The following is a 25,122-nucleotide window of genomic DNA, read 5'->3' on the forward strand; positions in this document are numbered from 1 at the left end:
CACCGCCGGTCACTCCGCCGGTGTTGCGCCCTTGGCGCTGCCGCTGCTGCCCTCTGGCGTGACTTCGCCCTTTTCGCGCATTTCCTCCAACCAGATGGAGTGGTGCTGATGCGCCCAAGCCTCATCCACGTCGCCGGTTCCCATCGCGTCAAAGGCACCTTCCATGCCCAGCGAGCCGATGTAGATATGCGCCAGAATAATCGCCATCAGCACAAAGCTGATAATGGCGTGCCAGCTCTGGGCCAGCTGCATTTCTTCCTGCGGTGCAAGGTCAACCGGCAGGGTGCCATAACCCACCAACTGCGGCAGGCCTAGATCATTCAAGATGGCAAAGGTCTTGGCAAAGAGCGGCATCTCAAACGGGAACAGGAGCGACAGGCCCGAAACCGAAATGGAGGTTCCAAGAACAATCACCGACCAGAAAATCAGCTTCTGGCCAAAGTTGAACTTCTTAGCGGGCGGATGGGCCTTGCCGACAATGCCGCCCATCTGGCGGATCCACACCAGATCCGTACGGTTGGGGATATTGTGGGCCACCCACATGACAAACACCATGATCAGCGCCAGCATGAACGCCCAGGAAACATTGTTGTGGACCCATTTGCTCCAGATCAGCAGGCCCGCGTTGATCTCCTTGCCCAGATAGGGGGCGATCACCATCCGGCCAAACAGGCTGGCCAGTCCGGTAACGCCCAGCAGAATGAAGGATCCCGCCAGCATCCAATGGGCAAAGCGTTCGATGAACTGAAAGCGGGTGACAGTGCGTCCGGTGGAGGGCTCGTCTATGCGAATACGGCCGCGCAGCAGATAGAACAGCGCCAGAAAGCCTATCGTGCCCAGCAATAGCCAGCCACCATAGGTGCGAAGCGGCCCATCGCGGAAAGTCAGCCAGCGCATACCGCCATCCTGCACCAGAACAGTGGCAACATCGCCCCCCGCCGAGACCCGCAGATCTGCCGCGTTGTAGCGGATTGCGCGCCAGAGTTCGGGATCGGAGGCCCCACCGAGCGTGCCCAGCTGTTGCGTGATCCCGGCGCCAATCGCGCCCGCACCGGTATCGTCGCTGCGGAAACTGTCGTCGATTTTTTCGCCGCGCTGACGGGCCAGGATATCCTCCAGCGTCTGCGCCCCACCCGTGGCACTGCGATCCGGCACCGCCTCCGCCGCAGGGGCACCCTGGGTGTCCTGCGCCGCAGCGATCCCCGCCATCAGCGTCAGTTGCATCAGAATTGCAAAGGCGATGCGCAGCATGGGCCACACTCCTTCATGGGTTGTCTTGGAAACTGAACAGGAAAACAGGACGGCCCGCGCGGGCGGGCCATCCCTTCATGTCAAAGAGGGCTGATCAGCCGCCCTTCTGGTCATAGGCTGTCCCCCAGCCCCAGGCACCCGAGCCAAAGCCACGGGCGACAACGCGTTCGCGGTAGACCGCAGACACGACATCGCCGTCACCGGCCAACAGCGCCTTGGTTGAGCACATCTCGGCGCAGATGGGCAGCTTACCCTCTGCAATCCGGTTGCGCCCGTATTTGGAGAATTCCGCATTGGAATGCGTCTCCTCGGGACCACCGGCGCAGAAGGTGCATTTGTCCATCTTGCCGCGGCTGCCAAAGTTGCCTGCCTGCGGATACTGCGGCGCACCAAAGGGGCACGCGTAGAAGCAATAGCCACAGCCAATGCAGAGATCCTTGGAGTGCAGGACCACGCCTTCTTCGTTCTGGTAGAAGCAATCGACCGGGCACACCGCCATACAGGGTGCGTCCGAGCAATGCATACAGGCGACCGAGATCGACCGCTCGCCGGGTTTGCCATCATTGATGGTCACCACCCGACGCCGGTTGATGCCCCAGGGCACCTCGTGCTCGTTCTTACAGGCCGTCACGCAGGCGTTGCATTCAATGCAGCGTTCGGCGTCACAGAGAAACTTCGCTCTTGCCATATCTCTTTCTCCTTATGCTGCGCTGATTTTGCAGAGAGTACATTTGGTCTCCTGCATCTGGGTCACGCTGTCGTAGCCATAGGTCTGTGCGACATTGCAGCTTTCGCCCAGAACATAGGGGTCAGCCCCATCCGGGTATTTGTCGCGCAGATCCGTGCCCTGGTAGTGACCGCCAAAGTGGAACGGCATGAAGGCAACGCCCTCTCCGACCCGCTCTGTGACCATTGCCATGACTTTGACCTTGCCGCCTTCCGGGCCTTCGACCCAGACCTGAGAGCCATCGCGAATGCCGATATTGTTGGCATCGCGCGGGTGGATCTCGACGAACATGTCCTGCTGCAATTCCGCAAGCCACGGGTTGGACCGGGTTTCTTCGCCGCCGCCTTCATATTCGACCAGACGACCTGAGGTCAGGATGATCGGATATTCCTTGGAGACGTCGTTCTTCTGGATCGACGCATAGAGGGTCGGCAGCCGGTAGGCGTGACGGTCCTCATATGTCGGGTAGTCTTCGACCAGATCCCGGCGGTTGGTATAGAGCGGCTCGCGATGGATTGGCACCGGATCCGGGAAGGTCCAGACCACGGCACGCGCCTTGGCGTTGCCGAAGGGCGCACATTCATGCGCGATGGCAACCCGCTGGATGCCGCCCGACAGGTCAGTTTTCCAGTTCACCTTGGCCACCTTGTCGTCATAGTCCGACGGGAAGGGCGACATGCTCTGCTCGCCGACTTCGTGGGTGTAATCGGCAAACCCATCCACCCCGGCAGCCTTGGCGATAAAGGCCCGCTCGGACGCGGTCAGCTCGGTGTGCCAGCCCAGATCCTTCAGCATCTGATAGGTGAACTCAGGATAACCATCCTGAATGTCGGAGCCTGCGGAATAGACACCTTCTGCCAGCAGGTTGTCGCCATCCCGTTCCACACCAAAGCGCGCGCGGAAGGTCAGGCCGCCCTCGGAGACCGGTTTTGACATGTCATAGAGGTTTGGCGTGCCCGGGTGACCCATTTCAGCGGTTCCCCAGCAGGGCCAGGGCATCCCGTAGTAATCGCCGTCAGCAGGACCACCCACCGCCCGCAGCGTGGTGCGGTCAAAGGTGTGCTGATTGGCCATATGCGTTTTCATCCGCTCCGGCGACTGGCCGGTATAGCCGATCGTCCACATACCACGGTTGAATTCGCGGGTGACGCTTTCGACATTCGGGGTCTCGGCATCTTCCATCTCGATATTGCGGAAGAACCGGTCGCCCCAGCCGAATTTATTGGCGAATTTGGCGATGATCACATGGTCCGGCAGGCTTTCGAACAGCGGATCGACGATCTTGTCGCGCCACTGCAAGGACCGGTTGGACGCGGTGACCGAACCCCGGGTCTCGAACTGGGTACAGGCGGGCAGCAGATAGACACCATCGGTGCGATCATGCAGCACCGCAGAGACGGTGGGATACGGGTCGACAACGACCAGCATGTCCAGCTTCTCCATCGCCGTCTTCATCTCCGTCATACGGGTCTGAGAGTTCGGCGCATGGCCCCACAGGACCATGGCCCGCACGTTATTGGGCTGGTCTATGTTCGCCTTGTCTTCCAGAATGCCGTCGATCCAGCGGCTGACCGGAATACCCGTCAGGTTCTGCATCGACTTGTCCTTGCCATCGGCCCCTTTGGTGGTATCGAACTGACCGGCAAGCCATTCGCTATCCTCACCCCAGACACGGCCCCAATGCGCCCATGCGCCCGCCGACAGGCCATAGTAACCCGGCAATGTATGGCTCAGAACGCCAAGGTCGGTTGCTCCCTGCACGTTGTCGTGGCCACGGAAGATATTGGTGCCGCCGCCCGATGTGCCCATGTTGCCCAGCGCAAGCTGCAGAATGCAGTAGGCACGGGTGTTGTTGTTGCCGGTGGTGTGCTGGGTGCCACCCATACACCAGATCACGGTGCCGGGGCGGTTGTTGGCCATTGTCCGCGCCACGCGCTTCAGCTGGCTGCCGGGGGTGCCGGTCACACGCTCGACCTCCTCGGGCGTCCACTTGGCCACTTCTTCGCGGATCTGATCCATGCCCCAGACACGGGTGCGGATGAATTCTTTATCTTCCCAGCTGTTCTCGAAGATATGCCACAGGATCCCCCAGACCAGCGCCACATCGGTGCCGGGGCGGAAACGCACATATTCATCGGCATGGGCTGCCGTGCGGGTGAAACGCGGATCGCAGACGATAAGCGGCGCGTTGTTCTGCTCCTTGGCCTTCAGAACATGCAGCAGCGAGACAGGATGCGCCTCTGCCGGGTTGCCGCCGATGATGAAGATCGCCTTGGAGTTATGGATATCGTTGTAGCTGTTGGTCATGGCGCCGTAGCCCCATGTATTCGCAACACCCGCAACCGTGGTCGAGTGACAGATCCGCGCCTGGTGGTCGACGTTATTGGTGCCCCAATAGGCGGCGAACTTGCGGAACAGATAGGCCTGTTCGTTGTTATGCTTGGCCGAGCCAAGCCAATAGACGCTGTCGGGTCCGCTCTCTTCGCGGATCTGCATCATGCCGTCGCCGATCTCATTGATCGCCTGTTCCCAGCTGATGCGCTTCCATTCCCCGCCTTCTTTCTTCATCGGGTACTTCAGACGGCGTTCACCGTGGGCGTGTTCGCGCACGGAGGCCCCCTTGGCACAATGGGCGCCGAGGTTGAACGGGCTGTCCCAACCGGGTTCCTGACCGGTCCAGACGCCATTCTGCACCTCTGCTACGACGGTACAGCCGACCGAGCAGTGCGTGCAGACGGATTTGACGGTTTCCACCGCGCCAGCCGCAGCCGTGGCGGCATTGGCCTTGGTGACGGATCCACCGGTGGCGCTGATGGCGGCAAGCCCACCAATCGCGAGGCCGGATCCGCGCAGAAACGCGCGGCGGTCAACGGAGCTTTCTGCAACCTTGGACAGGATACTGGTCCGCTGGGGGCGTCGCGCAACCCCGTTGGTCTTTTTCCTAAGCATGTGTTCCTCCCTTGCTTCCCTTACGGGTTCGCTGGGTTATCGGGGGCCTTTGGCAGTCGGGCGTCACGCAACCAGTCGCCGTGGGCGTTCAAAACATCACCGGTCGGTCAGAACCGGAGACTGTCGTAATAGGCGCGGGTGTGCGCGGTATCCTGCATCACTTCCGATGTCAGGTTAGGCTCGGCCGCCTCGGCCGTGCCGCCGGTCGTCGCCACCGCAATCGCCGCAATCGGCGTTGTGGTCGCTGCCAGCTTGAGAAAGTCGCGGCGGCTCTGGGCCTCCTCGGTCTTTCTGGTCATGTGATCCTCCTCCTCAGTTGGTTGGCTCACGTGGGTTAAGGACGGCACGCCGTCCCGGCTCAGGCGGATTGCTCCGCACTCATTCGAAATCCTTCGGCCTCGATCTCCATGAAGACCCGGCCCACGGCACCGACGGCGGCATAAAGAACCGAGTTCTTCGCCGCCTCCAGATCGGAATAGAAATGCCCGGCCCAGGGGCCTATGTGTTTGTTGAAGAACTGTTTCTGGTCACCCAGCGGTGCTGCCGTGCCGAAACGTCCGGCAATCAGCGCCCCCATCATCTCCATAAGGGAGGCGATATTATCCTCCGGCTCATAGACATTCTGGGCCCGTGTCATGCCCCGCGCGGCCATGTCCTGCCGCAGGGCTGCCAGCGGTTTCTCGTTCAGAAATCCGGTCAGATAGTAGCTGGCATAGGGCAGCAGCTCGCCACGGCCCAGACCGATGAACAGCTTGTTGAACTCCCGCTCAGCGGCCGCAGGTTTGGTCAGCCGCGCGATTTTCGCCAGCGCGTTGATCGCCGTGCCCAAGTCGGTGTCATCCCCGGATAAACCGGCCACCTGCGCCAACAGCATCTCATCCGGCGGCCCCGACAGCATCAGGCCCAGAAAATTGTAGAGATCCGCACGCAGACGGTCTTCATCCTGCGGAATGGCAGGACCGGCCGTCTGTTCGGCTGTCTCTGTCTGGGCGTGCTCGGCGGTCATATGTGTCTCCTCGCAGGGGTCTTGGTCTGGGTTTCGGGCGGATCAGGTGACGGGTGCGTTGGTGTCAGCGGCAAAGGTGAAGCGCATACGCCTCGGCGCTGACGCCACCGGATCGGGAACGGGATCAGCAACAGCGGCAAAGACGGGATCAGCCGCTGTCGGCATTGACGGCATCCGGGCCGCCGCCTCCTGTGCATGGTCTGGACCGGCACCATCTGACGGCGACTGCAAGCCCATGGTCGGGCGGCGCACGGATTCGAGCGGCGCTGTCTCGGCCTGCCCAGCACCGGCCTGCAAAGAGTCGCATGAGGCTGCCTCATGCGGCGCGACCGCCGCGACCGTCTCCTCAGCGGCCAGCGCTTCGGCCTCCTGCTCGGCGTCAGCGGTCGTGGCTGCGGCCTCTTCTGCCTGCCGCGCCAGCTCCTCTACATGCGCGGTCATGCCCTTGCCGACCTGATATGCGGTCTGAAGATTCTCGATCACCATGGCGCTGTCGGTGAAATCCTCGCCGTAATCCAACAGCCCGTCGACATTGGCCAGAACCGGATTACTGGTCCACAAACGGCGAAGGGCGCGGGTACGGATCCGCGCCGGAATGGTCTCTTTCAGGAACACGCTGAAGTCATCGCCCTGTTGCATCTCATCGGGGTCCGGCAGGTTCAGCTCTTGCAGGATCTCGGCGTCACTTTTCTCCTCCAGCGCCTCTTCGGCGGCCTGACGTGCGGCAGCAGCGACCTCGGCAGCCTCGGCCTCCTGTTCGGCCGCAACACGGGCGCGGCGGCGGGACCAGAAATCATCCCGGCTCATGACAGGCGCGCCTTCTTCAGGGCGGGCGAGCGATAGACATCGGTCATCTGCGAGATGCGCGGATCGCCGATTCCGTCCTCGCTGGCGTCGGTCTTGACCCGGTCCCGGCGCCGTTTCTTGAACGGCTCGTCGTGAAAATGCAGCTGCGCAAAATCGCGGACCCAGGCAATCAGCCCGTCCGGCATCGGTACTTTTTCCACCAGATCCTCGCCGTTGTCGGCGTAATCCTGCGCCTCATAGGGCGAGGCCGTCACCAAGAGCACCTCAAGCGGCCGATCGTCCGACACGCCGTCGCGCAGGACCACATAGATGCAGGGTGGTTCCGCGGTCAGCCCGTGCAGATAGGCCTCGGCCTCGCTCCGGTGCAGCTCCAGCGGCAGGGTGGCGGCGTGGTACTCCCGCACCTCGCCCGCTTCGCGTAACAGCTGCCAGTCCGCCTGCGCCGCGCCCGGTAGCACCGAGGTTGCCTTCCACGACCAGCGCGCCCAACGGGTCACCCCCGGCTGACGCCGCAGGACGATACCCAGCGGCATCACATCCGTCTTTGCACTGCGATCCCCGGTCTCAGACACGTCAACGCCCTATTTGGTCAGTTCGGTTGACAAAACAGTGCCGCATTCTGCGACCACACGGGAAGATAACTTTTGCTGATGGCGCGTTAAATCAACATCAAAGGTCAATTTGACCAGCCCGATATGCCCCCTTTGGACAGTGCGGACGAAAAGTCTAATTCGACTAATTCACTCAGGCTTAACGCAGGGGAAGCGCGATGCCTTGCCACGGCGAATCACTTGCCTCATCTAAGCCACCCGGCGGCACGGCTGACCGGCAAATTGCGGTTTACCTGCTTGCGCAAACATGCCTAGTCTAAGCCCGGAGCGGCGGATTTTTGCTGCTTTCACCAAGCGAGAAACACGCGGAGAAAACATGTCTAAGCAATTGATTCTATGTGATTGTGCCGGAACGCAATCAATCGATTCCGAGGCATTGTCGCGTAGCACAGGCCTGCCCTGTTCAAAGCTGCATTCAGCGCTTTGTACCGATCAGATCGAACAGGCGGCACAGGCCATCTCGCAGGGGGACGCAATTATTTGCTGCGCCCAAGAGCACCGGATTTTCGAGGCGCTGGCACAGGAAATCGACCAGCCGGCCCCGGCCTTTGTCGACCTGCGCGACCGGGCCGGATGGACCGCCGATACGGCCTCGACGCTGCCCAAAATGACCGCGCTGATTGCTGAGGCAACGCTGACACCGCCCCTGTCAAAGACCATAGACCTGCATTCGGAGGGGCTCTGCCTGATCCTTGGCGCGCCGGAGGTGGCCTATGCCGCAGCCGAGCGGCTGCAGGAGAGCCTCGCGGTGACCGTGCTTCTCGAGACGCCGAGCGCCCCCCCTCATAGCCGCGCCTACGATGTGATTTCCGGCCAGCTGCGCCACGCGCGGGGCGCCTTGGGACAGTTTTCCGTCACCATCGACCGGCTGCAACAGCTGGACGTCACTGGGCGCAGCTGGACCTGGGACGAGGCCCGCGACGGCGGGCAGTCGGTCTGCGATATCATTCTCGACCTGCGCGGCGTCCAGCCGTTGTTTCCCGCGCCCGAAAAACGTGACGGCTACCTGCGCGCCGATCCAAAGTCCGCCCCGGCCGTCGCCGAGGCCACGCTGAGCGCTAGCCAGCTGGTCGGCACTTTCGAAAAACCCCTCTACGTGCGCAGCGAGCCGTTGCTTTGCGCCCATTCGCGCGCCGAGCAGACCGGTTGCACCCGCTGCCTCGATGTCTGCCCGACCGGTGCCATCAGCCCGGCCGGCGATCATGTCAGCATTGACCCGATGATCTGCGCCGGATGTGGCTCCTGCGCCGTGCTCTGCCCCTCCGGCGCAATCACCTATGACGCGCCGCCAACCGATGCGCTGATGCGCCGGATCCAGACCCTGGCCAAGGCATATGCAGAGGCTGGTGGCAGCGCCCCCCGCCTGCTGGTGGTCGATCAGCACGGTGATCAGATGGTCGAGCTGGCCGCCCGCCACGGCCGCGGCCTGCCGGCGGATGTGATCCCCCTGTCGGTTGAGGCGCTCAACAGTTTTGGTCACGCCGAAGCCCTCGCCGCCCTCGCTGCCGGTTTCGCCGAGGTTTCGGTGCTGCTCTCGCCTAGGGCTGAGCGCGACGTGCAGGACCACGAGCTGGCTCTGGCCACGGCGATTGCCGGGCCCTACCTGCATCTGCTGGAGCTGAACGACCCGGATCAGCTGAGCGACCGCCTCTTTGACCGCAGCGGCGCTCAGGCGCGGGTGGAAACCCCGCAGCGCCCGATGGGCACCCGGCGCCAGATCACCCGTCAGGCCGCCAAGGCTCTGCTGCCCGAAGCCGAAACGCTGCCCCTGCCCGAAGGCGCCCCCTATGGCGCTGTTCTGGTCGCCGCCGACAAATGCACGCTCTGCCTCTCCTGTGTCTCGCTCTGCCCCTCCGGCGCGCTGGGGGACAACCCGGACCTGCCGCAGCTGCGCTTTCAGGAGGATGCCTGTCTGCAATGCGGTCTCTGCGCCAATGTCTGCCCGGAGGACGCGATCCGCTACGAGCCACGCCTGAACCTGACATCCGACGCGCTGTCACAGGTGGTCCTGCACGAGGAAGAACCCTTTGCCTGCGTCGAATGCGGTTCGCTCTTCGGCGTCAAATCCACCATCGACAAGATCACCGAGAAACTGGCCGGGAAACATTCGATGTTCGCCAACCCGGATGCCGCCCGGATGATCCAGATGTGTGACAACTGCCGGGTCAACGCGCAGTTCCATCAAAAGAACTCGCCCTTTGCAGGCGCGGAGCGCCCCCGTGTCCGCACCACCGAGGACTACCTCAGCAAACGCAAGGATCACTGATCCCGAAATGCCGCGATAAGATGATGACGCTACTTATGCTCCAACGGCGCCCCCAGATCCGCGGGGCTGAGCACGGCCACATAGGCGAGGATATTCTCCAGCTCGTCCAGCGTGAGTTCGACCGGAACAATCGGCGAGGGGCGTGCCTCGTCGAAGGGCGGCGTGATCTCGGCAATCTGGGTAAAGGCGGGATGCGGGTTCAGCGCGTAGAAGGCCTGAAACCGCTCCTCCCAATTGGCAAGGCTGCGCAACACATAGAACGACGGGGTCGAGCCGATACTGTTGATCCGTCCGGCCTCCTCCACCGCGTGACAGCGCCCGCAGTGGGATTTGGACAGATCGTATCCGCGTCCGGCGTCGCCGTCCCATGTGGTCACAGCCACCGCGGCCTGTGCATGCTTCGGCACCCGGAACATCTGGCGCCCCTCGGGGGCAAAGGCGGCAATCGTGCGCGCGCCCACATCAGAGGTCAGCCAGTCTGCAAAGCGCCGCGCCCCGGCGTGATCCGGCGCGATCAGCTCCAGATGCCAGACGGTCCCGTCCCCCTCCATCACGGGCTGGCCGGTCGTGCCCAGCATCATCTCGGCGACATCATTGCTGTCGACCAGTTCGATCCGCACCTGCGTCTTCAGCGAAAACCGCGGCAACAGAAACCCCAGCACCCCGGTCTCCACCAGTGGCGCAGGCACGGCCAGTCGCAGCTTTGCCGGATCGCTCTCGGCCTGTCCGCTGGCCGGTCGCAGGATCAGCGCAAGCAGAATTATCGCCAGTATTCCCGCGTAACCGCGCAAAAGAGTACATACCCAGACCATATGAAATGCTAGGAAACCACCTACATCCCCGTCAAGAGCCGTTACAGCCGGGGCCAAAAGCCCCGCAGGCCATCAAAAACAATCAAGCCAGCTTAGACCAAGCTCGCCCCAATAAGGAGCAACCCCGGCGTGTCCCTCACTCGTGAAACTGTCCTAGAGGCGCTCAAGACCATCAAAGACCCGGTGTCCGGCAGCGATATCGTCGCCGCCGGCATCGTCCGCGCGCTCAATATCGAAGAGGGCACAGTCCGCTTTGTGCTGGAAATCGACCCGGCCAAATCCGATATCTACGCGCCCGTGCGCGATGAAGCCGACGCAAAGGTGACGGCGCTGCCCGGCGCGGGCAAGGTTTCGGCCATGCTGACGGCCCATTCCGAAAAGGCGCCGCCGGACCTGAAGCCCAAACCGGCCGCCCAGCCGCAGGGGCCGCAGAAAATTCCCGGCGTCGACCGGATCATCGCGGTTGCCTCCGGCAAGGGCGGCGTCGGCAAGTCCACGGTTTCGGCGAATATCGCCTGTGCCCTGGCCGCTCAGGGCCGCCGTGTCGGCCTGCTTGATGCTGATGTCTACGGCCCTTCGCAGCCCAGGATGCTGGGGGTCTCCGGTCGCCCCGCCAGCCCGGATGGCAAAACCATCCTGCCGATGCGCAACCACGGGGTCACCATGATGTCGATCGGCCTGATGACCAACGAGGATCAGGCGGTTGTCTGGCGCGGCCCGATGCTGATGGGGGCCCTCCAGCAGATGATGATGCAGGTGCAATGGGGCGCGCTGGACGTGCTGATCGTGGACCTGCCGCCGGGCACCGGTGATGTGCAGATGACGCTGGCGCAAAAGGCGCATGTGGACGGCGCCATCGTGGTGTCCACCCCGCAGGACGTGGCGTTGATCGACGCCCGCAAGGGCATCGACATGTTCCAGAAACTCAACGTGCCGATCATCGGCATGGTGGAAAACATGTCCACGCATATCTGCTCCAACTGCGGGCATGAGGAACATGTCTTTGGCCATGGCGGCGTTGCTGCCGAGGCTGAGAAACTGAATGTGCCGCTGCTGGCGGAGATCCCGCTGCATCTGGATGTGCGCGTTGCCGCCGACGGTGGCGCGCCGATTGCGGTCAGCAAACCCGACAGCGCGCAGGCCAAGGCGTTCCACGATCTGGCGGCAGATCTGATCGCCAAGGGTCAGGCCTGATCCGATGGCCGAAATGAGCGACCTCAGCTTCCCCCCCCTGATGGAGGGGCTCGCGCTCAGCGGGGCCGACGATCCCTTTGCCATCGCCTGTCAGAAGGCGGTTCTGGGCTGCGACGCAGGTCTGGTGGTGCATAACCTGCTGCATGACCGGCTTCAGGCGGCCTTTGTCTTTGCACCCGAGGTTGCCCTGCGGCAGGCCATGACCATGCTTCCGGTCTGCGGTATTGCACTGCAAAACGCCCTTGGCGCGCTGGCCCCGCCCGAGGTGGCGGTGCATCTGCAATGGGACGGCGGTCTGCGCATCAACGGCGGGCGCTGCGGCCGGCTGCGTGCCGCCGCCAGTACAACCGCGCCATCAGAGGTGCCAGACTGGCTGGTCATCGGCCTCGACCTGCCGCTCTGGCCGCCGAGCGACGGGGAAACCGGCGATCGTCCCGAGGATACCGCGCTTTATGCCGAGGGCTGCGCCGATGTGGATGCAGGCCAGTTGCTGGAAAGCTGGGCCCGCCACGCGCTGCACTGGATCAACCGCTGGGAAGAGGACGGCACGGAGCCGGTGCACACGACCTGGCGCGGCCTTGCCCAGGATATTGGCGAAACCGTCACCCATGCGGGCCTGAATGGCACCTTCCTCGGCGTGGACGAAGATTTCGGCCTGCTGTTGCGGGACGAGGCGACAACCCATCTGATCCCCCTGACCACCCTACTGGAGACACCGTGATGCAGCTTGCCCGCGCCATTCATTTCGACGAGAGCGATCAGAACGTCTTTGCCAGCCCGGCCCGCACCGGCGAATGGTGTATTTCGGGCGGGTTTGAGTTTTCCAACTGGGAAGAGGCCGACCTGATCGGCAAGCAACGCCAGGCCTTTGCCAATGGCTGGATGGGGCTGGAAACCGGCGGGCGTGTCACCTTTGTTGCGGTGACGCGGATCGAGGAGAGCGAGCTGGCAGGCCTCACCGATCTGCTGGCCGCGCATTTCGTCAGCTACTACGGCGCCCCGGATCTGGCCGCCGCCCACCCGGTGGCTGCGGAAGAGCTGGCACATATGGCGGAACTCTGCGCCGATCACGCGCCCAATACGCTGCTGACGGTGATGCGCGAGCTGACAGCGGCGGGCGTCAAGGAAAGCTATCGCAGCATCGAGCCGCAGGAGGCGGGCCTGGAACAATTCGCCATCCATGTGACCGACGACTGATTGACCACGCACGGCGCGAAGCCCGCAACCGGCCCCTCCCGCCCGGAGTGCGGCGGGTCAAAGCCCCCCGCTCCCGTTGGGCCAGGCGCCGCGCTCAGGCGCGGCGTCTGCACATTGCAACCGCTGTGGATGCCGCTATCGCCTATGGCGCCGCGTTGAACACAAACAGCGCCTCGCCATTGATCTGGTAGCCGTTGATCAGCTCCTTGGCGGTATCCGACACCAGCCAGCCTTCCAGCCGGGCTGCGGATTCTGCCTTCACATGGGGGTGTTTCTGCGGGTTGACCGGCAGATAGGCATATTGGTTGAACAACACCGGATCCCCCGCATAGAGCAGCGCCAGATCGCCCTTGTTGGCGAAATTGAGCCAGCTTGCGCGGTCCGACATGATGTAGCCCCCCATGCCAGAGGCTGTATTCAGCGCTGCCCCCATGCCTGCGCCAACAGCGTTGTACCAGCCGCCAAATCCGTCAGGTGACAGATCCGCCGCGGCCCACAGGCTCAGCTCTTTCTTGTGGGTGCCGCTGTCATCGCCGCGACTGACAAAAGCCACCTCGGATACGGCCACTTTTTGCAGTGCCTCCGCTGCCGACTGCGCGCGGCCAATGCCCGCCGGGTCCGCCTTGGGGCCTACAAAGACGAAATCATTATACATGATCTCGCGGCGATGGGTGCCGTTGCCGCCTGCCAAAAACGCCTCCTCGGCCTTCTTCGAATGCACCAGAATCGCATCCACATCGCCCGCCTCGCCCAGACGGATCGCCTGACCGGTGCCTACCACCAACAGCTGCACCTCCAGCCCCAGATCCGACTTGATCTGCGGCAGCAGAACCTCTGCCAGACCGGAGTTGTGGAAGGATGTGGTCACCGCCAGCTTCATCTCCTCCGCCAGCGTCGCCGTCCCCATTGTCAGCGCAGCCAGTGCCCCCAGCACAATCCGTTTCATTCGACAATATCTCCTCTTAGAAATGCGCGGCCCTGTTCGGTATGGGGCCGGGTAAAAAATGCCTCCGCCGCTGAAAACTCGGCAATCTGACCGTGCAGAACAAACAGCACCTCATCCGCCAGACGCTGCGCCTGACCCATATTGTGGGTCGACATGATCAGCCGGGTGCCTGCCGCTGCCGCTTCGGTCAGGATCTCCTCGATTTCGCGAGTGGCGCGCCCGTCGAGCGAGGCGCAAGGCTCATCCAGGAACAGCAGCTGCGGCTTGCGGATCAGGGCCCGTGCCAGCGCCAGTTTCTGCCGCTCACCGCCCGACAGCAGCACCGCAGGCCGGTGCAGCGCATCGCCGCCCAGACCGATCCGCTCAGCCCAGATCTCGGCCTCGGCCAGCGCCACCTTGCGGGGCACCCGGTTCAGCCGCAGCGGATAGGCGATATTTTCCACCACAGAGCGGCGCATCATCACCGGCGTCTGAAACACAAAGGCCTGGCGCCGCTGGGCTTCGGCCATGGCGCAGCCCCAGCTGATCCGCCCCTGCCCCAGTCGCAGGATGCCATGCAGCATCTTCAGCAGGGAGGTCTTGCCCGAACCATTCGGCCCGATCACGATGGTCGTCCCCTGCCCGTCCAGCCGCAGATCCACCGGACCGATCAGTGTCTTGCCACGGCGGCGCACCTGCGCCGCCTCGACAACCAGCGGAAAAAGACTGCTCACCTTGCTCACCAGCGGCCCTCGCTCTCGGTCTGACCCAGCCAGTGGATGGTCAGATTCACCGCCACCGCCAATGCGATCAGCACAAAGCCAAGCCCCAGCGCCATGGCAAAATCCCCTTTGCCGGTCTCCAGCGCAATCGCCGTCGTCAGCACCCGGGTGGCATGGTCGATATTGCCGCCAACGATCATGATCGCCCCAACCTCACCGATCGCGCGACCAAACCCGGCCAGCGCCGCCGTGAGCAGCGCCCGCCGCCCGTCCCACAGCAGCGTGGCAATGCGCTGGCTCTGGCTGGCATTCAGCGAAATCAGCAGATCGTGGTAATCGCTCCACAGATCGCGCAGCGACTGATGCGCGATCGAGGCGATGAGCGGCACGATGATGATCACCTGCGCAATGATCATCGCGGTCGGGGTGAACAGCAGCCCCAGTACCCCGAACGGACCGGCCCGCGACAGCAGCACATAGACCACCAGCCCCACGACCACCGGCGGCAGCCCCATCAGGGCGTTGAGCACCGCAATAGTGACCCGACGCAGGCGAAACCGGCGCACCGACAGCAGCGCCGCCAGCGGCAGCGCAATCACCGAGGCAACCAGCAACGCGGTCAAAGTGACCCGCAACGAACGCAGCGTGATCTCGACCAGATCGCCATCCAGCGTGACCACCAGCCAAAAGGCCTGGACCAATCCTTCCCAGAGATCAGACATGGAGGCGGATTTTCTCCCTTGCGGGACCGGTCTTACCGCTTCCCGATACTATGTGAACGCTATCTGCAAACCACAATATCAGCCCGCCCAATAGACAAAAACGACACCGGGTGTGAAAATTGGACAAATTGACCGCGCACTGTTTGCGCTGACATCGCCCGATGGTCAGATGGTCTTGGCGCCGCCCCCAGCGTCAGGTTGCCGATGCGCCCCGATTGCCACCGATTTGCACCAGGATTTCCGGTTTTTACGCAACAAAGCGGCTGCACTCGCTTGCGTGCTAAATGTGAACATGAAACAAGAATTCCCCAAAGTGCCACGTCAGGCGCAGCTTTGAGGAAATGCCATGTTCGATCTGCAAACCATGCGCGATCAGCTCGCCAATCACTATGACCTTGCGCCAAATCCTGCTCTGGCCGCAGAGATGTCAGAGATCTACGCCAAGATGGACCGGGTGGTGAACCCCGTCGACTGGGCCACCTACGCGCCCTATGTCGCCGCCATCCTCGCCTTGAAAAAAGAACGCAACGCTGTGATTCTGGCACATAACTACATGACGCCTGAAATCTACCACGGGGTCGCCGACGTGGTGGGCGACAGCCTCCAGCTCGCCATGGAGGCCACCAAGGTGGAGGCCGACGTCATCGTGCAATGCGGTGTGCATTTCATGGCTGAAACCTCCAAGATCCTCAGCCCCGACAAGATCGTGCTGATCCCCGATATGGAGGCCGGCTGTTCGCTGGCGGAATCGATCACCGCAGAGGGCATTGCCCAGATGCGGGCTAAATATCCCGGCGCGCCGGTTGTCACCTATGTGAACACCACGGCCGAGGTCAAAGCCGCCTCCGATATCTGCTGCACCTCCTCCAACGCGGCCCAGATCGTGGCCACACAGGACGCCGACACGGTGATCATGACCCCGGACCAGTATCTGGCGCAGAACATCGCTCAGCAGGTGCCGGAAAAGAACGTGGTCTGGTGGGAAGGCTCCTGCATCGTGCACGAGCAATACACCGCCAAGGACCTGCGCGATTTCCGCGAATGGAACCCCGGCACCCGGCTGATTGCGCATCCCGAATGCCCGCCGGATGTGGTGAATGAGGCCGATTTCTCCGGCTCCACCAGTGGCATCATCAAATATGTGACCGACGAAAAGCCCGAAAAGGCGATGTTGATCACCGAGTGTTCGATGGCCTCGAACATTGCCGACCAATTGCCGGAGGTTGAATTCGTCGGCCCCTGCAACATGTGCCCCTACATGAAGAAAATCACGCTGGAGAAAATCCTCTGGTCGCTGCACACGATGTCCGAACCGGTCGAAGTCGATCCCGAGGTCGCCGAAAAGGCCCGTGTGGCGGTGCAGCGGATGATTGATCTCAGCCAGAAACTGGGAATCTGATCATTGGACACCCCCGGCGCCAAGGTCGTCTCTGACCATCAGGCCGACAACACGGCAGAGGCCCAGCTGGATGTGCAGGCTCTGACCGAAGCCACCGCCGCCTGTGACACTGATCGCGTGGTGATCGTTGGCGCGGGGATGGCCGCGCTCTATGCCGCCCTCGAACTGGCCCCGCGGCCGGTGCTGATGATCTCACCCGAAACACTTGGCGAGGGCGCCAGCTCGGCTTGGGCGCAGGGCGGCGTTGCCGCTGCGATGGATCAGGCCGACAGCCCTGCCGCCCACGCCACCGATACGGTGCGCGCCGGTGCTGGCACTGTCGACGCCGAGGTCGCCGCCATGGTCACACAGGTTGCCCAGGATCATATTCTCGATCTGACCGACCTTGGCACACCCTTTGATCGCACCGCTGACGGCGGCTTTGTCATGAGCCGCGAGGCCGCCCATTCCATGGCTCGTGTCGTCCGGGTGAAAGGCGATCAGGCCGGTCGGCAGATCATGGAAACGCTGATTGCCGCCGTGCGCGCCACAGCCTCGGTTCAGGTCCACGAAGGCACCCAGGCCGTGCGGCTGGAGGTGGCAGACGACCGCGTCACCGGCGTCTGGGTCAGCGATGCTGGCGGCACCTCGGTGCCCGTGCTGATCCGCGCCCCTGCAATCCTTCTGGCGGGGGGCGGTTCCGGGGGGCTGTTTGCGCATACCACCAACCCGCCCCGCATCCGGGGCCAAGTGATCGGATTTGCCGCCCGCGCCGGTGCCCGCATTGCCGATCCTGAATTTGTCCAGTTTCACCCCACCGCCTTTGACATCGGCGAAGACCCCGCGCCCCTCGCCACCGAGGCGCTGCGCGGCGATGGCGCCACGCTGATCAACAAGGATGGCATCCGCTTCATGCTGGCCGCGCACCCGGACGCTGAACTGGCCCCCCGTGACATCGTCGCCCGCGCAATCTTTGCCGAAACCCAGGCCGGCCGCCGCCCGATGCTGGACACCCGCGAAGCTCTTGGCGCCGAGGTGCTGACCCGCTTTCCAACCGTGGCTGAGACCTGCGCCCGCGCCGGTATTGATCCCGTTGCGGACCCGATCCCGGTGGCGGTTGCCGCCCATTATCACATGGGCGGGATCGACACCGACATGCAGGGGCGGGCCAGCCTCGGCCGTCTCTGGGTCTGTGGCGAAGCCTCCTCGACCGGGCTGCATGGCGCCAATCGGCTTGCCTCCAACGGGCTTCTGGAGGCTCTGGTCTATGCCCGCACCGCTGCCCGGGACATTGCCGCAACACTTGGCCCGCAACCGGACCAGATGCGCACGTCGCCTGCACTGTCCCTCAGTTTCGCCCCTGCCACAACGCCCGCCGCCCCGGCCAGCGCCATCGCCCGCCTGCGCGAAACCATGACTGCCCATGTCGGCGTTCGCCGCGACGAAGCCGGGCTGAAAACCGCCCTCAGAACGATCGAGGAGCTGCTGGCAGAGTTCGGCGACGACGAGAGCTTTGCCAATATGTGCGCCACCGCCACCCTGATTGCTGCCGCCGCGCTGGACCGCCGCGAAAGCCGGGGCGGCCATTTCCGCGACGATTATCCTGAGGCCGACCCGGCGCAGGCCCATCGCACTCGTATTACCCTCACCGAGGCGCGTGCGATCCGCGCCGCCGCCGTCAAGGATCCGCTATGACCCCGTCCTTTGCCACTCTGCCCGACCTGATCCTGGAACCGCTGGTCCGCGCTGCCTTGCTGGAAGACCTCGGCCAGAGCGGGGATATCACCACCCGCGCGGTGATCCCGGCAGGCACCACCTATGAGGCCCGGCTCAATGCGCGCGATACCGGCGTTATCTCCGGTATGCAGATTGCCCGTATCGCTTTTCATCTGGTTGATCCCTCGCTGAAGATCGAAACGCGCGTGGCTGACGGCAGCCCCTGCACTCCCGGTCAGACCCTGATGACCATCGCAGGATCAGCCGCGTCGATCCTCTCGGGCGAACGTGTGGCGCTGAATTTTGCAGGCCGCCTCTCTGGCATCGCCAGCCTGACGGCCTCCTTCGTGGCAGAGACCAAGGGGACCGCCACCCGCATCACCTGCACCCGCAAGACCACACCCGGTCTGCGTATGGTCGAAAAGCAGGCCGTGCTGCATGGGGGCGGCTACAACCACCGCTACGGTCTCTCCGATGCGATCCTGATCAAGGACAATCACATCGCCGCCGCAGGCGGTGTCGCCGCCGTCCTGCGCGCAGCCACGGCCAACGTCAGCCACATGATGAAGGTCGAGATCGAGGTGGACACCCTCCAACAGTTGCAGGAGGTGCTGGAGACGGGCGGCGCCGATGTGGTGCTGCTCGACAATATGGACACGCCAACCCTGACGAAGGCCGTGGCGATGGCCAAAGGTCATCTGGTCACCGAAGCCTCCGGCAATATGCGCCGCGACCGCATTGCCGAGGTGTCAGCCACGGGGGTTGATTATATCTCCTCCGGCGCGCTGACCCATTCGGCGCAGACGCTGGATCTCGGTCTCGATTTCTGAGGTCTTCGCACCTTCTGGTTTCTTGACCAGACCTGATCAGAAAAACGGGGGCCTGCACGCCCCCGTTTCTCGTTCGATGTTCTTTGCGCCGTCCTCAGCCGCCCGCAGGCACGTTATGCGCCGCCGCACGGATCGGCGTTGCCGACAACATCACCACGCTGCCCACGTCCAGATTGCGCACCTCATAGTCGGGCCCCTTGGCACCGGCCTGGACCTCCGTCGGCAGATGGGCGCAGGCCGTCGGTGTCATCGCGCAGATCACCACATCACGCCCGGTCAGTTGCGTCAGGCGAAAGGCCACCGACAGATCGTGCTGCAAGCCGGATTTCTTGCCCGATGGCAGCGACAGATAGGTGCCGGTGACATAGATCGGACCTTCCACCGGGAGGATCTGATCGGCCATCCTGCGGCTGTCGGCTTGCCAGGCGGTCACATCGCGATGCTGGAGCAGGTTGAACGCCAGGTAGATCAGCGCCACAAAGGCCAGGAGATTGCGTCCGATGCGGTCCCAGACGCCGCCCCGCGCCGCCAATTCCTGCGAAAGCAGCCCCAGCAGCACCGCGTAATACAGCCATACAAAGCCGGAGACACGCGGCGGCAGGGTGATGCCGGTCTTGATCGTCTGCACAAAGATCAGCCCCATCCCGAGGCAGATCCCCGCCAGCGGATAGATCGCGCGCCAGGGGTCGGATCTGCCGACCAGCCAGACGGCCCAGCCAAACAGCGCCACCTGAAATACGGTCAGCGGCAGGAAGTGGAACGAGACCAGCGAGGCCGAGCTGCCGAGGAAATCACCAATCAGCCCGATATTTGCCAGCAGCGATGCCAGATCATGCGCCGGCTTCGGCATCCGCCACTCCGCCATCGGGATCCCGAAGACACCGTGAAACAGGTAGTTCAGCGTATAGATCGACGCCATCGCCAGCGCAAAACACAGGATAAACAGCCCCAGCAGCGATGCCAGATCCCGGGCAGAGCGCTGCGTGTCCGCACGGGTCAGACAGAGCGCCAGCAGAAAGAACGGATAGGTCGTATAGGCGGTCAGCGCCAGCGGCACAAAGGGCACCAGCAGCCAGCGGCAGGCCCGATCCGACAGTTGCGTGGTCGCCAGCGCATAGATGGCAAGGATCGCCATGCCCGGGATCAGCGTGTTGAACCACAGTGAAATCAGCAGCGCAGGCGCCGACAGCCCCGCAATCAGCGCCACCGCGCCCTTGCGCCACAGCGCCGCCCCGGCCCCCAGCGCATTATGCGCCAGACAGCCCAGCACCACCGCCCATAACCCGTTGTAGATCAGATAGTTGGCCCAGCTCGGTAACAGTGTCTCGCGCAGGTGCCACAGGTAATTGACCCAGCGCCCCTCCATCAGGGTTTTGACATAATAGGTCTCTGCATCGCCAAACAGCGCAGGGTAATCATCGTGACGGATCAGCGGATCCGGCAGCTGGAACACCGCCGCGATCAGCAGCCCGAAAAAGGCCACCGCAATTGTCGCCAGCAGGGGCGTTGCAGCGTCCCGGCGCGCCACAACCGGGCTGTCCATCACCAGTGTCATTATATCGTGCCCTTTGCCGTATCCGCACCCACCAGCCCTGCCGCCCGCGCCTGCCGCGCGATGATCGCAGCGCGGATCTGTGCGATCCGGGTCACCATCAATTGCGGCATCAGCGACACCACACCCCGGCGCAGCCGCCAGCCAAGACTGCCCGCAGGCGGCACCGGCTGCCCCGCCAAAAGCTCCGTTGCCAGAACCTCCTCCGGCAGACCCGCACGCCCCGCTTCATTCACATAGAGCAAGGTATTGTAGCGATACCAGGGTTCTACCCCCTCGGCCTCTCTCAGCGCCGGGCGTACGCAGTCAAACGCCCGATAGCCCCGCGCGGCAAAGAGATCCTGCCAGAAGGACAGCGGCTGTTCATTGATATGAAACTCGCCGCCCTGCCCCGGAACAGCCGCCGAAAACAGCACCCGATCGGCATGGCGCGTCAGCCCCGCAACCAAGGTTGCGGAGGCCGCCGTCGGCAGATGTTCACCAACCTCCAGGCTCTGCGCCAGCTCGAACCGCCGACCCAGATCAAACTCGCCAGTCAGATCCGCCGCATGGTAACACGCCGCCGGGATCGCCAGACGGTTACGATCCACATAATCGCCGTCCACCCCGGCGATGTCAGCAACGCCGGAATTCGCCCATTCACTGAGCCAGACACCGCGACCGCTGCCCAGATCCAGCACGCTCCGCGCGCCAAGCCAGGGCTGCACCGCCGCGATCAGCGCCTTCGCCGAGCTGCGCGCGCCGGCCTCGATGTAATCGTAGAATTCATTTGAATACACATGCGACATTTCTTGCCACTCCTCTTTACGCGCCGTGTCCGGCGTAGACCCAGATCTTGAAAAACAGGTAGTTCTGAACCGGCAGCCAGACTGCGGCGGTGGTTGCCGCCAGCCACTCCGGCCAGCCCAGCATCGGACCGATGACACCCGTCAGCAGCGCCGAAGTCACAAACCCAAGGCCGACCGTGCAGCCAAACCGCAGCGCCTGGTCCGGCTGGCCCAGCTTCTGGCGGAACGTCCAGACGGTCTGGCCGACATATTGCGCCAGAACCGCCAGGCCAAAAGCCAGCGCATTGGCCAGCCCCGCCGCCAGACCGATATGCAGGAACCCCAGGAACGCCAGCACATAGAGCGCTGCAACCGAGACGCCGACAATAGCAAAGCGGATCAACTGGCCGAGATCTTTCTGAACGGCAGCGCGGATCATGACGCTTCTTTTTGGTCCGGTTCAGCCAGTGGCGCCGCTACGGCGCGGCTGTCGCCGATGAAATCGACCGCATGGGCGGCGGGATGCCCGGTCTGCTGCGACAGGAAATACAGCGGGCGCTGTTTGCTCTCCATATAAAGCCGTCCGACATATTCGCCGAGGATCCCCAGCGTCAGCAGCTGGATCGCGGAGAAGAAAGAGATCGCCAGCAGAACCGAGGCCCAACCGGCAACGGTGTTGAACAGGATCAGCGAGCCAAAGACATAAATCGCCATCAGCACGGTCACCAACAGGCTGAAAAACGCCAGCCGTGTGGCCATTTTCAGCGGTTTGGTGGAGAACCCGGTCAGCGCATCGGTGGCAAAGCGCAGCATCGCCTTGAACGGATATTTGGTTTCCCCCGCGACACGGGCTTCGCGGATGTATTCGAGACCAATCTGGTGAAATCCGGCCCAGGCAAACATGCCGCGGATAAACCGCGCGCGTTCCGGCATTTTCAGCACCGCATCCAGCGAGCGACGGCTGACCAGGCGGAAATCGCCTGTGTCTTTGGGGATATCCACATCCGACAGCGTATTGAGAAAACGGTAGAACAGATAGGCCGTCGCCTTCTTGAACAGGGTTTCCCCCTGGCGCTCGGCGCGGCGGCCGTAGACCACGTCATAGCCGCGATCCATCATCATCATCATGTCGGGCAGAATTTCCGGCGGATCCTGAAGATCGGCATCCAGCATGAAAATCCGCGCGCCGGTCGCCGCCTCCAGCCCAGCCGTCAACGCAACCTGATGGCCGCGATTGGCCGACAGACGGATGCCCCGCACCACCGGATGACGCTTATGCGCCGCTTCCATAGCGGCCCAGGTTTCATCGCTGGAACCATCATCGACCAAAATGATCTCGGCCCGCTCCGCCCAGGGTTCGATTGCCTGCACCAACCGATCCACCAGCAGGGGGATGGACTCTTCCTCATTATAGCAGGGTACAACAACGGATAGATGCACCTTCTCGCCCCAATTCTGTTTATCGTCTGCTCACAACCGGGGGACCACCCGCCCGGCATTCCAGCGCGATGAAAACATCTCAAGGGGGGTATTCTCACCCGAAATGGTTAACGCGCAGTTCCGTTTTTGGTCACAGAACGTGGCCAAACCGTGGCGAACTGGGGGTCAATCCGGGGAAAAACAGCGATTTTTAACAGGATTTGATGCGAAATCACAAACAATCGCGCGGCAGGCTCTCGCTCCATTCCTTAACGCAGACTTCGGTCTGCCCGGCACCTTCGCAGGCGACAACCCTGCGCCAGAGATGGAAATTCTCCCGATCACCGCGCATCTCATTGTCGGTATCGACCTGCACCTGCCAGTCACCGCGCGCGAATGTAAACCGCCACTGGCTGGTAAAGGTGGCGCTGGCCGGATCATCCGGATGCACCGCATAGCGCATGGCGACATGGCTGCCGACCTCCATCCCATGCACCGGGTCAATGGCCGCGCCATAGTCATCAAAAGTTTCCAGCACCAGCGTGCCGTCGGCCTCTTCATAGGTGTTCGATGTGCCGGAGGGCGCGCGGGTGACCTCTGCCTGATAGGTCGGATAATCCCGCGCGGCGCTTGGCGCCTGCGCCTCGACCTCCTCAGCGACCAAACGTTCCGGCAGGATCAACGCGCAGCCCACCAGATGCAGGGTCAGCGCCACAGGCTCGGGCGCGGGCCAGATGATCGGCCAATAGGAGGTCGACAGCGCCAGCCGCAGCTTATGCCCAGCCCTCAGACGATGCGCGCATTCATTAAGCGCAAACTCCACCTCATAGCGCCTGCCGGGAACCAGCCGCGCCGCGTTCTCATGGCTCTCATCATGGCATAGGTTGCGTCCCCGATAGGTGATGCGCTGCGACACCCCATTCGGGGCCACATCACACAGCCGCGCCATCACCTGCGCCACCGGTCTGTCGACAGAGAACGCCAGCCGCAGCCGCGCCCGACCCAGCAACTCCAGCGGGGTCTCAAGCGGCGCCGTATCGAAATAGGCCGACAGCGCATCATCACCCGCCTGATCGCCCGGCAGTTCATTGTCGATCCGCATACCTGCGCAGAAATACCCGCTCCCCATGCCCAGGGTTGCTGGATTGGATACCACAACCTCCCCCGCACCCGGCACCGCCTGCAACGTACCCTGCTGTCCCAGATGATGCGCCACCTCGCGCACATTCGGGGAGGGCCATGCAGTCTCAGCAATCCAGCGCCCCTGCCGGGGTTTGTTTTCCTTGGTCGGATTGAAATGCTCCTGCATGTAGGTGCGATAATCCGGCAGATCCTCCGCGCCGCTGTCTACGCCCTTCAGCCAGCGATCAAACCAGCGCAGCACCTCGCCGTGGAAATCATGCCCTTCCAGCTTGGAAATATGGGCATAGCGGTGCTCCCACGGGCCGATCAGCGCCTTGGCGGGCGCCTGCATATGGGCCGCCAGTGCAGGTGGTGCATTCACATAGGCATCGGCCCAGCCGGTGATCGCCAGCACTGGCACCTTGATCGCAGACCAATCCTCGCAGACCGATCCATGTTTCCAGAAATCATCCCGCCGACTGTGACGCAGCCAGTCTGCGGCCATAAACGGCAGCGTCTCGATCCGCTCCACCCAGGCCTCGCGCCAATCCGGGCGCAGCTCGGGATCCAGCGGGCGGGTTTGATAGGCAAACATCTGCGACGCCCAATTGGCATTATCGCTAAGCAGGCAGCCCCCCATGAAATGGATATCATCGGCATAGCGATCCACGGTTGAGGCCACGCTGACCACCGCCTTCAACGCCTCTGGCTGACGCGCGGCCAGCTGCAAGCCGTTGAAGCCGCCCCAGGAAATCCCGATCATGCCGATATTCCCATCGCAACAGGCCTGCGCCGCAAGCCAGGCCAGCACCGCCTCGCCGTCGCTCAGCTCCTGTTCGGAATACTCATCGTCAAACACCCCCTCGCTATCGCCCGTGCCGGCGATATCCACCCGCAGGCAGACATAGCCCTCAGCCGCAAAGACCGGATGCGTAGTGGCATCGCGCGGCGCGGTGCCGTCTCGTTTGCGATAGGGCAGATATTCGAGGATCCCAGGATAACACCCCTCTGCCGCTGGCCGCCACATCCGCGCCGCCAGCCGACGCCCATCTGGCAGCGGGATCCACAGATGTTCAACTCCGGTGATCTCCATCGCCATGGCGCGCCCTCTTCCTGTCTGGTTCAATCTCAAGCTGTTGCCGCCCACCC

23 protein-coding genes are annotated in these 25,122 nt (G+C 63.1%); 7 read left to right on the forward strand and 16 right to left on the reverse strand.

Going from position 1 to position 25,122, the window contains the following annotated elements:
* Nucleotides 1-9 precede the first annotated feature (9 nt).
* From VWZ85_RS06985 to VWZ85_RS07015, 7 genes are all read right to left on the reverse strand, one after another.
* Nucleotides 10-1,251, reverse strand: coding sequence for a formate dehydrogenase subunit gamma (locus tag VWZ85_RS06985; protein ID WP_416540003.1), 1,242 nt, complete (start codon nt 1,249-1,251; stop codon nt 10-12).
* A gap of 94 nt (nt 1,252-1,345) precedes the next feature.
* Nucleotides 1,346-1,939: a formate dehydrogenase FDH3 subunit beta gene (gene fdh3B, locus VWZ85_RS06990; protein ID WP_014875661.1), complete on the reverse strand. Its 594-nt coding sequence runs from the start codon at nt 1,937-1,939 to the stop codon at nt 1,346-1,348.
* A gap of 12 nt (nt 1,940-1,951) precedes the next feature.
* Entirely contained in the window at nt 1,952-4,927 is a 2,976-nt protein-coding gene (locus VWZ85_RS06995; RefSeq protein ID WP_340547412.1) for a formate dehydrogenase subunit alpha, read from the reverse strand.
* Between the two features lie 107 nt (nt 4,928-5,034).
* Complete coding sequence (locus tag VWZ85_RS07000; protein WP_416587531.1) at nt 5,035-5,226, reverse strand: twin-arginine translocation pathway signal protein; 192 nt, start codon at nt 5,224-5,226, stop codon at nt 5,035-5,037.
* 59 nt (nt 5,227-5,285) lie between these two features.
* The gene (locus tag VWZ85_RS07005; protein ID WP_416537509.1) at nt 5,286-5,933 is read right to left on the reverse strand and encodes a TorD/DmsD family molecular chaperone; all 648 of its coding nucleotides are present in this window, start codon (nt 5,931-5,933) and stop codon (nt 5,286-5,288) included.
* Nucleotides 5,934-5,975: 42 nt separating this feature from the next.
* Entirely contained in the window at nt 5,976-6,740 is a 765-nt protein-coding gene (locus VWZ85_RS07010; RefSeq protein ID WP_416587532.1) for a DUF3306 domain-containing protein, read from the reverse strand.
* Nucleotides 6,737-7,273, reverse strand: coding sequence for a DUF3305 domain-containing protein (locus VWZ85_RS07015; RefSeq protein ID WP_416587631.1), 537 nt, complete (start codon nt 7,271-7,273; stop codon nt 6,737-6,739). The genes VWZ85_RS07010 and VWZ85_RS07015 overlap by 4 nt, the downstream gene beginning before the upstream one ends.
* A 394-nt stretch (nt 7,274-7,667) precedes the next feature.
* Here VWZ85_RS07015 and VWZ85_RS07020 point away from each other — a divergent pair, with 394 nt between their 5' ends.
* Entirely contained in the window at nt 7,668-9,617 is a 1,950-nt protein-coding gene (locus tag VWZ85_RS07020) for a 4Fe-4S binding protein (protein ID WP_416587534.1), read from the forward strand.
* Nucleotides 9,618-9,646: 29 nt separating this feature from the next.
* Here the strand turns inward: VWZ85_RS07020 and VWZ85_RS07025 are convergent, their stop codons facing one another.
* The gene (locus tag VWZ85_RS07025) at nt 9,647-10,429 is read right to left on the reverse strand and encodes a hypothetical protein (protein ID WP_416587536.1); all 783 of its coding nucleotides are present in this window, start codon (nt 10,427-10,429) and stop codon (nt 9,647-9,649) included.
* Nucleotides 10,430-10,558: 129 nt separating this feature from the next.
* Here VWZ85_RS07025 and apbC point away from each other — a divergent pair, with 129 nt between their 5' ends.
* The 3 genes from apbC to VWZ85_RS07040 are packed head-to-tail and all read left to right on the forward strand — an operon-like array spanning nt 10,559 to nt 12,820.
* Entirely contained in the window at nt 10,559-11,623 is a 1,065-nt protein-coding gene (gene apbC, locus VWZ85_RS07030) for an iron-sulfur cluster carrier protein ApbC (RefSeq protein ID WP_340547418.1), read from the forward strand.
* Between the two features lie 13 nt (nt 11,624-11,636).
* A complete protein-coding gene (locus tag VWZ85_RS07035; protein ID WP_340547535.1) occupies nt 11,637-12,344 on the forward strand; it encodes a DUF4444 domain-containing protein in 708 nt (235 codons plus the stop codon).
* Entirely contained in the window at nt 12,344-12,820 is a 477-nt protein-coding gene (locus VWZ85_RS07040; RefSeq protein WP_416587538.1) for a DUF6505 family protein, read from the forward strand. Before VWZ85_RS07035 ends, VWZ85_RS07040 begins: the two co-directional genes overlap by 1 nt.
* Before the next feature lie 142 nt (nt 12,821-12,962).
* On the opposite strand, the gene VWZ85_RS07045 is transcribed toward VWZ85_RS07040, so the two are convergent.
* The 3 genes from VWZ85_RS07045 to VWZ85_RS07055 are packed head-to-tail and all read right to left on the reverse strand — an operon-like array spanning nt 12,963 to nt 15,189.
* Nucleotides 12,963-13,766, reverse strand: coding sequence for a substrate-binding domain-containing protein (locus tag VWZ85_RS07045; protein WP_340547420.1), 804 nt, complete (start codon nt 13,764-13,766; stop codon nt 12,963-12,965).
* Complete coding sequence (locus VWZ85_RS07050) at nt 13,763-14,479, reverse strand: ATP-binding cassette domain-containing protein (protein WP_416540009.1); 717 nt, start codon at nt 14,477-14,479, stop codon at nt 13,763-13,765. The genes VWZ85_RS07045 and VWZ85_RS07050 overlap by 4 nt, the downstream gene beginning before the upstream one ends.
* Before the next feature lie 5 nt (nt 14,480-14,484).
* Nucleotides 14,485-15,189 (reverse strand): ABC transporter permease, encoded by a 705-nt coding sequence (locus VWZ85_RS07055; protein ID WP_340547422.1) that lies wholly within the window; start codon nt 15,187-15,189, stop codon nt 14,485-14,487.
* A gap of 346 nt (nt 15,190-15,535) precedes the next feature.
* On the opposite strand from VWZ85_RS07055, the gene nadA reads away from it, so the two are divergent.
* The 3 genes from nadA to nadC are packed head-to-tail and all read left to right on the forward strand — an operon-like array spanning nt 15,536 to nt 19,113.
* On the forward strand, nt 15,536-16,588 hold the full coding sequence (gene nadA, locus VWZ85_RS07060) for a quinolinate synthase NadA (protein WP_416587539.1): 1,053 nt from the start codon (nt 15,536-15,538) through the stop codon (nt 16,586-16,588).
* A gap of 3 nt (nt 16,589-16,591) precedes the next feature.
* Complete coding sequence (locus VWZ85_RS07065) at nt 16,592-18,262, forward strand: L-aspartate oxidase (RefSeq protein WP_416544664.1); 1,671 nt, start codon at nt 16,592-16,594, stop codon at nt 18,260-18,262.
* On the forward strand, nt 18,259-19,113 hold the full coding sequence (gene nadC, locus VWZ85_RS07070; RefSeq protein WP_416587541.1) for a carboxylating nicotinate-nucleotide diphosphorylase: 855 nt from the start codon (nt 18,259-18,261) through the stop codon (nt 19,111-19,113). Before VWZ85_RS07065 ends, nadC begins: the two co-directional genes overlap by 4 nt.
* A gap of 94 nt (nt 19,114-19,207) precedes the next feature.
* Here nadC and VWZ85_RS07075 read toward each other — a convergent pair whose 3' ends face one another.
* The 5 genes from VWZ85_RS07075 to VWZ85_RS07095 form a co-directional block, all read right to left on the reverse strand.
* Nucleotides 19,208-20,668 (reverse strand): hypothetical protein, encoded by a 1,461-nt coding sequence (locus tag VWZ85_RS07075; protein WP_416587543.1) that lies wholly within the window; start codon nt 20,666-20,668, stop codon nt 19,208-19,210.
* The gene (locus VWZ85_RS07080) at nt 20,668-21,453 is read right to left on the reverse strand and encodes a hypothetical protein (protein WP_416587544.1); all 786 of its coding nucleotides are present in this window, start codon (nt 21,451-21,453) and stop codon (nt 20,668-20,670) included. Before VWZ85_RS07080 ends, VWZ85_RS07075 begins: the two co-directional genes overlap by 1 nt.
* Nucleotides 21,454-21,469: 16 nt before the next feature.
* The gene (locus tag VWZ85_RS07085) at nt 21,470-21,871 is read right to left on the reverse strand and encodes a GtrA family protein (RefSeq protein WP_340547428.1); all 402 of its coding nucleotides are present in this window, start codon (nt 21,869-21,871) and stop codon (nt 21,470-21,472) included.
* A complete protein-coding gene (locus VWZ85_RS07090) occupies nt 21,868-22,872 on the reverse strand; it encodes a glycosyltransferase family 2 protein (RefSeq protein WP_416544666.1) in 1,005 nt (334 codons plus the stop codon). The genes VWZ85_RS07085 and VWZ85_RS07090 overlap by 4 nt, the downstream gene beginning before the upstream one ends.
* A 211-nt stretch (nt 22,873-23,083) precedes the next feature.
* Entirely contained in the window at nt 23,084-25,072 is a 1,989-nt protein-coding gene (locus VWZ85_RS07095) for a CocE/NonD family hydrolase (RefSeq protein WP_416587546.1), read from the reverse strand.
* Nucleotides 25,073-25,122: the final 50 nt, after the last annotated feature.

The sequence above is a fragment of the Phaeobacter sp. JH20_29 genome, assembly GCF_048056175.1.
Lineage (GTDB): Bacteria > Pseudomonadota > Alphaproteobacteria > Rhodobacterales > Rhodobacteraceae > Phaeobacter > Phaeobacter bryozoorum.